12 protein-coding genes are annotated in these 9,734 nt (G+C 72.0%); 3 read left to right on the plus strand and 9 right to left on the minus strand.

Going from position 1 to position 9,734, the window contains the following annotated elements; all coding sequences use genetic code 11:
* Positions 1–4: 4 nt before the first annotated feature.
* From ACFQUZ_RS20855 to ACFQUZ_RS20875, 5 genes are all read right to left on the minus strand, one after another.
* Positions 5–1,336, minus strand: coding sequence for a hypothetical protein (locus ACFQUZ_RS20855; RefSeq protein ID WP_377444788.1), 1,332 nt, complete (start codon positions 1,334–1,336; stop codon positions 5–7).
* An 89-nt stretch (positions 1,337–1,425) separates the two neighbouring features.
* Positions 1,426–1,650, minus strand: a complete 225-nt coding sequence (locus ACFQUZ_RS20860; protein ID WP_377444791.1) for a hypothetical protein — start codon at positions 1,648–1,650, stop codon at positions 1,426–1,428.
* Between the two features lie 86 nt (positions 1,651–1,736).
* Complete coding sequence (locus ACFQUZ_RS20865) at positions 1,737–2,801, minus strand: hypothetical protein (protein ID WP_377444794.1); 1,065 nt, start codon at positions 2,799–2,801, stop codon at positions 1,737–1,739.
* Positions 2,798–3,298, minus strand: coding sequence for a DUF6301 family protein (locus ACFQUZ_RS20870; protein WP_377444795.1), 501 nt, complete (start codon positions 3,296–3,298; stop codon positions 2,798–2,800). The genes ACFQUZ_RS20865 and ACFQUZ_RS20870 overlap by 4 nt, the downstream gene beginning before the upstream one ends.
* A 42-nt stretch (positions 3,299–3,340) precedes the next feature.
* On the minus strand, positions 3,341–3,889 hold the full coding sequence (locus ACFQUZ_RS20875; RefSeq protein WP_377444797.1) for a hypothetical protein: 549 nt from the start codon (positions 3,887–3,889) through the stop codon (positions 3,341–3,343).
* Positions 3,890–4,014: 125 nt separating this feature from the next.
* Here ACFQUZ_RS20875 and ACFQUZ_RS20880 point away from each other — a divergent pair, with 125 nt between their 5' ends.
* The 3 genes from ACFQUZ_RS20880 (at position 4,015) to ACFQUZ_RS20890 (ending at position 6,649) form a co-directional block, all read left to right on the plus strand.
* Complete coding sequence (locus ACFQUZ_RS20880) at positions 4,015–4,581, plus strand: hypothetical protein (protein WP_377444800.1); 567 nt, start codon at positions 4,015–4,017, stop codon at positions 4,579–4,581.
* Positions 4,582–4,757: 176 nt separating this feature from the next.
* On the plus strand, positions 4,758–5,486 hold the full coding sequence (locus ACFQUZ_RS20885) for a YwqJ-related putative deaminase (RefSeq protein WP_377444801.1): 729 nt from the start codon (positions 4,758–4,760) through the stop codon (positions 5,484–5,486).
* Positions 5,483–6,649: an SUKH-3 domain-containing protein gene (locus tag ACFQUZ_RS20890; protein ID WP_377444802.1), complete on the plus strand. Its 1,167-nt coding sequence runs from the start codon at positions 5,483–5,485 to the stop codon at positions 6,647–6,649. Before ACFQUZ_RS20885 ends, ACFQUZ_RS20890 begins: the two co-directional genes overlap by 4 nt.
* Before the next feature lie 10 nt (positions 6,650–6,659).
* Here the strand turns inward: ACFQUZ_RS20890 and ACFQUZ_RS20895 are convergent, their stop codons facing one another.
* From ACFQUZ_RS20895 to ACFQUZ_RS20910, 4 genes are read right to left on the minus strand one after another with little or no spacing between them, the layout of a single operon-like run.
* The gene (locus ACFQUZ_RS20895; RefSeq protein WP_377444804.1) at positions 6,660–6,959 is read right to left on the minus strand and encodes a DUF6406 domain-containing protein; all 300 of its coding nucleotides are present in this window, start codon (positions 6,957–6,959) and stop codon (positions 6,660–6,662) included.
* 13 nt (positions 6,960–6,972) lie between these two features.
* Positions 6,973–7,635 carry a hypothetical protein gene (locus ACFQUZ_RS20900; protein WP_377444805.1) on the minus strand — a complete coding sequence of 221 codons (663 nt, stop codon included), beginning with the start codon at positions 7,633–7,635 and terminating at the stop codon, positions 6,973–6,975.
* 58 nt (positions 7,636–7,693) lie between these two features.
* Positions 7,694–8,875, minus strand: a complete 1,182-nt coding sequence (locus ACFQUZ_RS20905) for a hypothetical protein (RefSeq protein ID WP_377444808.1) — start codon at positions 8,873–8,875, stop codon at positions 7,694–7,696.
* 1 nt (position 8,876) lies between these two features.
* Positions 8,877–9,710, minus strand: a complete 834-nt coding sequence (locus ACFQUZ_RS20910; protein ID WP_377444811.1) for a hypothetical protein — start codon at positions 9,708–9,710, stop codon at positions 8,877–8,879.
* Positions 9,711–9,734 lie beyond the last annotated feature (24 nt).

Consider the following 9,734-nt stretch of genomic DNA (forward strand, 5'->3'; position numbering starts at 1 on the left):
AGCGTCAACTCGGGGCGGGCGCGGGCGGCCACTGTCCGAAGTGGGCCACGACCTCGTCCAGCAGTCGCCGGCGATGGGCGTGGAACTCGGTGAGCGCGGCGCGGTCGAAACGATCCGGCGCGGCGTCGTGGACCTCGCGCCCGGAGTCGGTCCAGAACGCCTCGGCCGGCACCGCCTCCGCGTCCGCCGGTAGGAACCGCATCGCCTCGTCCACCGCGTACGCGGCGGTGCTCGACAACCGGACCAGCACCGCCCGGTCATCCTCGGTCGGTTCGTCAGGCTCCTCCGCCAACGCCGTCAGCAGCCGATCGGTGACAATGCCGTACGCCTCCGCGGCGCCCACCCAGTCGCCCGGGTCCAGCAGCAGCGACGGACCGTCACCCGGGTAGCTGAACCGGTGCGGCGAGTCCGGTGGCGTCCCGGGACGCTGCGGGAACCGGAAGACGAACTCGCGCGGCTCGTCGCATCCGTCGCACGGGCCGGCGTACCGGGCGAGGTAAGCGTCGGCGTCGCTGGTCAACACGTCGAACGGCACCCGGGGGAACTGCGTCGCACCGCAGCGACACGGACACAGATCCATGAAGAGGTACGCCTCGGCGAAGGTGCGCGCCGGCAGCGGGGTGTCCGGCGCGGGGTCTCGCGGGCCGGGCGTCAGCGGCGCGGCGGGCTCGACCGCCACCGTCGGGCCCGCCGGATCCCCGGTGAGCGCCGCCCGCGGCGGGTCCGCGGGCCAGGTCGGCCCCGTCGGCGCGCCCGCCTCGGCCGGGGTGTGTTCGGCCCGTACCTTGTCGAGCTGGCGCCGGTAGAAGGCACGGTCACCGGTCAGCCGTGGTCGGCGCAACGCGTCCCGACGCTGATCGCCGAGCCACCGACCGACGTCCGTCCAGAACCCATGGGGCGGCACACCCTCGGCCCCCACTGGGATGAACTTCTCGATCTCCTCCGTGGCAGCCGCGGCCGCCGCCAGGGCGTCCAGCACCGTCCAGTACGTCTCCTCGTCCGCCGTCCCGGCGGCCAGCCGTGCCATGCCGGCCCGCGCGTTCGTGGCGGCCACCTCCTCGACGGCGTACCACTGCCCGGCGTCGATCAGGGTGGACTGCCCCACGCCGTACCGCTGGCCGCTGCGCTCCGCCTCCCGGTCGGCCGCCTTGTCGACGGTGACCTCGTTGGTGACCCACAGATCCTCGTAGGGGCCGTCGAACCGGAGCAACCAGGTCCGGTCATCGAGACTGGACAGCGTGGAGTGACGCCGGTAGTCCGGGGCCGTCTCGCCGTCCGGCATGGTCAGCTCCAGATAGACGTAGCCCTCCGCCAGGGTCCGTGCCTCGCCCGTCATCCGGCAACTCCTCGCCCCGGTAGGCGGCGTCCGTCCGACGCCTCGTCAGTCGCGCTGGCCGCGCCGGTCGCGCCAGCGGAAAACCGCTGTCATCCCCGGTACAACCCGGTGTCCGGATCGATACCCATGATCTCATCGGCCCGACGGTGGTACTCCGCCTCCTGCTCCGGGGTGGGAGACCGCCGCTTGGGCCCGTCCGAACCATCCACCGTATGGTCCGCGTCGTCGATCTGGTGCCGCTCCTCCCACTCCCGGTTCCACCGGGCCAGCTCGAGCAGCTTCCGCCGACGCTCCGGATCCATCTGCAGTGCCATGGTCGCTCCTCACCGGCGCCGCTTCGCGCCCGCACCCATATCCTAGAGCCGGTCCGCTCGGCCTCCCACCGGCGAGCCACGTCCGGTCACCCGCCGAGCACCTCGACGGCCTTGGCGATCCGCTCCTCCGAAACGTCGGGAAGCTGGTACCGCCGGCGGGCCAGGTGGGCCAGCAGCTCCGGCTCCGGGCCGATCCCGTACCGCTCGGCGAAGTAGGCAAGTGACTCCGACCACACCCACTCACCGTCCGTGTGGAAGTCCAGCGGCACCACCTCCGGCCGCCGTGGGTCGAACGGGTCCGGATCGAAGCCCCAGGCGACGAGCACCACCGGCGCGTTCCGGAGGTACGCCGCGACCGCGCCCCGCTCGCTCGCGTCCAGCCGGGCCGTACGCACCACCGGACGGCCGGTCGAGTCGAGTTCCGCGTCCACCGAGCGGGCCAGCTGGGGCAGGTCAGGATCCCGTTCCCGATCCCGCCGCCGGGCTTCCGCCCGGGTCAGGTCGCCCCACCAGGCGAGCACCCGGTCCGCCTCCTCGGCAGTCAACGGCACCACCCGGTCGTCCAACGCCCCCAGTTCGGCCAGCACCAGCGTCTCGGTGGCCTGCCACTCGCCGTCGCGTCCCAGCGCCTCGTCGTCGTACCGGTGTCCCACCCGAACCCGCCGCAGGAGGCCGGACGGCCGGTCCCTGGCGTCCCCCCGGGACAGTCGGGCGAAGTGACTGATCTCGCTGTCCGGCATGCCGAGGTCGAGTGGTTGCGTGGTGCCGTCCACCATCTGGAGTTCGTACGCGCAGTCGGCGGGCCGGCGTAGGCCACCGACCTCCCGCATGGCCCCCACCACTCCGGAGGCGAACTGACGGTACCCGGCGGCGGTCGCCGGCCAGGGCAGCTCCAGCCACCAGCACGTCTGGTGCGCGGCGTCCGGCGGCCGCCAGCCCAGGTCGTCCAACGTCCGCTCGTGGCCGGCGTCCGGAGACATGTCCCCGGTCAGGCGTGCGGCAAGCGCATCCGGCCGCTGCACGAGCCGGACGGCACAGCCGTCCAGCGGCCGGGCGGCGGTACGCAGCTGGAGCACCGTTCCGTTCGACAACCGTCCTGTCAGGTCGGCGAGCCGCTGTTCGACGTCGGCCCAGTCCATCTCACCGCTCACCAGTCGTCGCCCTCGTTCTCCTCGTCCGCCATTTCGTCCAGCCAGTCCAACCAGTGCCTGGCGAGGAGGCTGACCTCGACGAACGTCCCATTGTCCACGGTCTGCAGGACGCCACTGGAAACCTCCCACCGGACCTCGGGTTTCGCACCCGGTATCCGTGCCGACGGCGGTCCGACCGCCTCGGTGGCCACCCGGGCCACGGTCGCGAACACGTCCCGGCGTACGTCGTCCCCGTCCGCGGCCCGAGCCCCCCGGGTCAGCATGAATCGCAGCTGAACGGCCACACCATCGCGTACCTGGAGGTCGGCGTACCCGCTGACGGAGTCGTTTCCGACGGACAGCACGGCGCCGTGCTCCTGGAGTTCGGTGGCGCGCCGCCACCCTGACCGCGCAAGGGTCTGGTCGATCTCCGCGAGAGACCACGACCAGCGCAGGCCGGCCAGCTTGGCGACGAGGCTGGCTATCCCGTCCGGGGTGACGGCCTGGATTGACGACATGCGGAGATCCTAGCCACGGCCTGTCGACGGGACCGGCCCACGTCACGGCGCGAGGTCGTCCACCGCCCGCTGGTACGTCTGGCGGGCGGCGGCCAACCGGAACCGCTGGAACCGGCCCGGTTCGGCCACCCGCATCCGCCGGCCACGCTCGGACCAGAACGCCTCGTCCGGGACCTCCGCCGCGTCGTCCGGCAGGAACTTGAGCACCTCGTCCACCGCTGCCAGCGCGGCCATCAGGTCGGTACGCAGGTGCCGCCGCCGCACCTCGGACAGTTCCTCGGACGGCTCCGCCGGCACGCTGCCGTACGAGTCGGCGACCCACAACCACTCGCCGGCGTCGAGCAGTTCGGACGGCTCGTCGCCTGCCGCCCAGGCATTCTCCGGCGGCATCGACAGCTCCTCCGGCTGCCGGAACTCGAATGTCCGTTCGCGGCCGCAGTCCACGCACGCGCCCGCGTACCGGACCATCCAGCCGGCTGGGGTCTCGGCCACCGAACTCGACACGTCGACATCGGCCGACCCGCACACGCACGGGTGCAGCTGCATGTAGAGGTGTGCCTCGTCGGAGTTGCGGGCAAACGGAGGTGCCATGTCGGCGACCCTAGCTGGTGCGCAATCACCGACGGCGCCGCCGCCCTTCCCGGGTGCCCCGACATGCCCGGACAACCCGACGGACGCTGGCGGGCCGGTCACCCTGTCCCGGTAGGGTCACCGTCATGGCACCCCGACTCGCGCGGACGAACGTCGAGGCACACCTCTACATGGACCTGACTCCCTGTGACGCCTGTGGGGAGACCACATTCCGGCCGGCGAGTTCGTTCGTCGACATCGACGGTGAGCTGATCGGTCGGTACACCGCCGCGTGCCCGCGCTGCGGCTCGCCGCGGGAGTTCGTCTTCCGGATGCCGGACGAGATCATCCGCCCGGACGAGGACGAACCGACGTTCGGCGACGACCGGCCTTCGGAACTCATCGACGCCGGAGAGTGGCTGTGGGTGGCGGACCTCCTCGGGGACAACGCCCCCGCCGAGCCGACGGCGGGAATGACAGCCGCACAGCGGCGGCAGGCGTTCCTCGACCTGCGGATGGCCGCCGCCGCCGTCGGTGAGGCGGCCAAGTTCCTCCCGGCCGGTGCCGACACCGTGCCGCAGGACGCTCTCTGGAGCAGGCGCGGACGATCGGTCTACGCGGCGCAGCCAGGTCGGTTCCACCGGGCCCGGCTGGAAGCCGTCCAGCGGGTCTACCGTGAGTTGGCCGACCGATTCGCCGACCGGGCCTCCTGACGGCCGGCCGGTGTCCGGCCGTGTCTGGACCGCGGTGGCACGGACGTGCCGGCGGGTGTCGGGCGACGCCGTCGTAGACCACGACGGCGCCGTCGGCCGGGCCCCGCGCCCTCCCGGCAGCCGGGGCGCCCGGCTAGGCTGAGGACCGCGACAGCGAGGGACGGGCGGAGGATGGCGTGGTCGACCGGACGGACGCGGAGTTGATCGCGGCACCGTGGTTGAGTCAGGACAGCTCCCTCGTGGAGCTTCCGGAGTTCGGGATGCACGAGTTCGACCTCGGCTGGGTGTTCTGGCGTACGTTGCCGTCCGGTGATCCACGGGCGGTGGGTGCTGGGCGGGCGGTGGTCGACCGGCGCAACGGCGAGATGACGTACTGGTCCTCGGTCCCGGTAGAGATGGTCGTCGAGCAGTACCGCGCCTTTCGTGAACGGGTGCCGGTCGCGCCCCTGACCTGGGACCCGGTGGCGCAGGCGCGCCGGGATCGGGTCCGTACCCAGTATCCGGTGAACATGACCCACCTAAGGTTGGCCGACGGCCGGCTGCGCATCGGCCGCGGCATGAAGGGCGACGCGATCCCCCACCTGCACCGGCTGGTACGCGACTTCCTCGACGAGTTGCCGGTCCGCTTCCGGGAACGCGGCAACGACCGGTGCTCGGAGGTCGCCGTACTGTCCGACCTGCTGCACCAGGAGGACACCAGCCGGGCGGCCGTGGGGGAACCCCCGCTCTCCATCGAACAGGTACGCGACGAACTGCTCCGTGGCGCCGACCTGACCACCTACCGGGTGCGTGAGCCGGCGGACCCGGCGGGTGGCCACCCCACCGCCCCTTGTGTTTCCTGCCAGGTACTGCTGCGCCACGTCGGCTTCGCCCTTCAGCCGCCAACCGGGGAGGAGACGCGGTGAGCGAACGGTTCAATGAGCCGGTGGAGGCGGCGTTGCGGGCCGCGGGCTGGTTCCCGGGCCGGCGGATCTCGGACGCCGAGGTCGCCCGTATGCGCGAGGGCTTCGAATCCGGTGCGGGTCCACTCGACGCCCGGCTGACCTCGTTCGACGTCGCCGACTCGGCGATCGCCGAGTTCGGTGGGCTGGTCATCGCCGGCGACCCCCCGGGGGCGGAACTCAGCCCCCGCCCGTTCGCCATCGATCCGACGTTGGCCGCCCACAGCATGGCGACGCTCGTCGACGCCGGCCGGGCGGTCAACTCGGCGCTCTACCCGCTCGGCGTGGAGGGGCTGGACGAGGCGGTGCTCGCCATCACCGAACAGGGCACCGTGCTGGCCATCGACCCCATCGACGATTGGCTGCTCGGCGACACCCTCGATGACGCCCTGGACCTGCTGATCACCGGACGTCGCCCCCGGCCGGTGAGCCCGGACGACCTGCGGACCCCGAGATGGCTGCCGCCGCCGGCCGACAGCCCCGACGGGTCGACCCCGGGCTCCCGGCTACGTCAACCGGTCTGCGCGGCCTTCCACCTGCCCCGCACCCCGTTCAGCCCGCACCACACCTGGCTGTCCCCGACGCTCACCCGGATGGGCATCCAGATCACCCTCGATCCAGACCGGCCGGGCGAATTCCGCGCCGACTCCTGGGGTGGCGTGCCGTGCGAGGTGCACGTGCTGGATCTGCCCCGGCACACCGTGCTGGTGCTCGCCTTCGAGCGGGACGCGGTGGGCGACGAGCCGCTGGCCACGCCCATCGGTTTCGACGACATGCCGGAGGAGTTGAAGCGGATCCTCCGCGAGATGGGGCCGGTGTCGGTCGAAGCGGGTCCGCTGGCCAGCGCCTTCCACAACGCATGTTACGGACTGACCCCGGCTCTCCGGCTGGCGTACCTGTGTCTGAAGCCGCGAGGCGAGTTGCTGCGATTCGTGGCGGAAGTGGACTCGGCGCTGCTCTCCACCGACGAAACCGCCCTGCGCGAGGAGGACTTCGCGCTGGTCTATCTCGCCGACGGGGTCGGCTTCGAGCTGACCGGTGAGCAACGGGACGAGTTGCCGATCGACGGCGGCCGGCTCTTCCTGCGCCCCGAGACGACCGGGCGGGGTGGCGGGGACACCCCCTGAGGGTGTCGTCTCACCTGTCAACCGTGGAACTGCCGCCCAGCGACGCTTCCTCCTTTACCAGGTGGACGGTGTAGTCGTAGGTCCCCACCTCGTCGATGCCGCTCAGCCGCCATGACTCCCCGCCGTACTCGAACCGGTCACCGACGTGCAGCGTGACCCCTCGCTCCGCGTCGTCGCCGTCGACGAGCACCAGCTCCACGGAGACCGGCTGGCCGTCAAGGTCGGGGTTGCTGAGAAAGGTGACCGCCACCCGGCCGTCGTCGCCGACGTCGTAGATCATGCCGTGCCGCAGCGCGAGTGTCTCTTCCATCCGGTTCCTCATCTCAGCTCGACCAGGGTGGCTTGACCGGTACGGCTTCGGCGACGAGTTCCCACCGCCAGGTGGCTGGCGCGTTCGCCAGAGCGCGTACCGACCACTCCGACACGTCCAGCACGGTCCGGCCGCCAGCCGCCTCCGCGCGCTCCCGGGAGGCCGCGAACGACAGGGTCAGGATCCCGCCGTCCGACACAGCGAGGTGGGGCGCCCCGATCGACGGCAGCGGGGCCTCAGCGGGGTACGCATCGCGCCACGCCTCGGGGTCCGACACGACACGCTTCGACCAGCCGCCAGGCCATTGACCATGCACCAGGATTTCCGCGTACGCCAGGGGGGGCAGTCCGCCTGCGGGCAGCCGTTCACCGATCCGCGCTACCTCGTCGGGATCGGCGAGGCGGACCACGGCGCCGGCCCGCGACACGAGAAAGATCTCCCGCGGCGTCGGGCCGTCGATGTCCTGGTCTTCCCGGCTCGCCACGACGACCGCTTCGAGCCAAGGTTCCTTCTCCACCTGGAGCAGGCCCTGGACCACTCGCACGGTGTAGGCCCGGTCGGCGGTCTCGACGTCGAGGACGGGCCCCTCCGGAAACGACGTCATCCATTCGATGGTCTCGTCCTGCCGCAGAACGAACCGTCGGGTGAGGTCGACAAGCGACTCAACAGTGATCATTCGCGTCCAATGGGTCGACGGCGGCCCCAGCAGCATAGTGGGGCGGGCCTGGGGGATGTCAGGTTCCGATGGCGGCGGACCGCAGGCGCCCGCGTACCAGGTCCGGCAGGGCGATCGCGGTGAACCGGATGGTGCCGATCCACTGGCCCGGTCGCAGCCGCACCGCCAACTCGTCCAGCAACTCGGCCGTGATCAGAGCGGCGGCGTTCGGCAGGAGCATCCAGCCCTGCTCTGCGGTGGAGTCGGGAATCTCGTCCTCGGAGTCGATTCCCCGTGGCGCGGGGAGATCGTGTGTCATTGCACGGATCTCGGCGGCCTGCTCCGCCAGCTCGACCGGTCGTCCGGCGGCCCCCTCCCAACGGTACGAGGAAACCATATGGACGTCGGGCCGGATGCCGTCGTACCGTTCCCGCCAGCTCGGACCGTCCGGCCGCCGCAGACCGGCGAGCAGGTCCGCGGCGGCCGTCGCCGCGGCAGGGCGCACGGAGTCATCCCGACCGTCCCGTCCCGGAGCCGGCGTGGCTTCCGCCGCCAGGCGAGCCGCCGTGGCGAGCCGCTCGACGGCACCGGGCAGTGGCAGACCGGTGCTGAGCGGTCGCGGTGCCGCCAGTACCGGCGACCGGGCCGGTTGTGCGGTCACCCGCTGGCCGGTCGCCGCGCTCCAGATCTGCCGGGCCAGCTCTCGCGATACCTCGCCCAGGTCGGCACCCCCGTGGCCCACCGCGGCGACGGGCCGGCCCGGGGCGAGTCGCTGGGCGAGTTCCTCCAGCAGATGGCTGACGACCAGGTAGAGCGAGCTGCGTAGCACCACGGCCATGCTGGCGGGTTCCTGGTCGACGGGCGAAGCGACCTGGGTGGCGGTCGGCGCGATGCCGAGTTGATGTTTCCATGCGCTGGCCGCCTGCGCCATGTCGACCGCTCGGCCCGCCTCGTCCAGCCGGCCGGCGAGTTGCCAGGAGGGATCGGCGACACCGGGTTCGGAGGTGACCGCTGGCACCTCGGCAAGCAGCGTCTCCAACTCGCGCCACCGTTGGCGGCGAACATTCGGCCAGGAACCTCTGGTGCTGTGCGCCTGCGCGGCCAGCATCCGCGCGGCCGCCGAGTAGATCCGCTCGTAACGCCGCGCGGCGGCCAGCCGTTCCAGGTCAAGATCGGCCGACCCGTCGCCGCGCCCGCCGTCCGCCCGGACGGCGGCGGCGCGCTCCCGCCAGAAGTCGACGTCGGTGCCACCGGAACCCATGTCAGATCTCCGATCCGAAGTGGCGACCGGGGCCGGTCACATCCACGCCGCCGTCCGGGCGGACGGCGGCCTCCGAACCGGGCCGCGCACCTGGCACGGCCTCCGGAAACGTCGGCGGGTCGGTCGGGGTGGCCGGGCGAAGCAGGGCTGCCAGCGCGTGGGCGTTGCGTGGCGACAGGGCGGCGTCGTCGAGATCGGGCAGGAACCAACCGGCGAACTCCGGCCCCTCCGCGGGGAAGCGGTGCTCGTCAGCGAGCGGGCTCAGGTCCCGATGCAGGGCAGCCAGGTCGACCAGATCGAGCCGGACCGCGTCCGTGATGATTCCGCGCAGTTCCAAGTGATCGGCGTGGCTACGGACAAGGTCGACAACTGTGCGGTGGGCGGTGGTGACGGGCAACCCGTTGTGCGTGCTGACCTCGTCCGGCCGCAGGGGGGCAAGGAGCACACGGGTCGCCCGGGGAGCGGCCAGCGGCGTCGGAGCGGTGAACGTGAAGCGGCTGAGGCTCGGTGCGCCCAGGCCGAGCACGCTGGCCGCGCCCTCGTGGGACAGCACGGCGTCGGCCGTTGTCGTGCCGGCCGCCCCGGGCCGTTCCCAGGTGAAACTGGCCGGGCGGAGGGCCAGCCACGCGGCGTACGGATAGGCGAACCGGGGCGGCGTCGGGCTGCCGAGGATCTCAAACACGTCCCAGTCGAGCCGGGTCAACAACCCGCGTCGGGACAGGTCCGTACGCTGGGCGCGGTCCACGCCGAGCCGGTCCAGCTGAGCCGCCGTCACCAGCCCGCGCTGCCGCCCGCAGGCGCTGATCACTTCCGGTGGCATCTGGTCAGCAGTCATCGTGGTGCACCTCCGCCCGGTCCA

Source organism: Plantactinospora sp. GCM10030261 (genome assembly GCF_042666615.1).
Lineage (GTDB): Bacteria > Actinomycetota > Actinomycetes > Mycobacteriales > Micromonosporaceae > KBS50.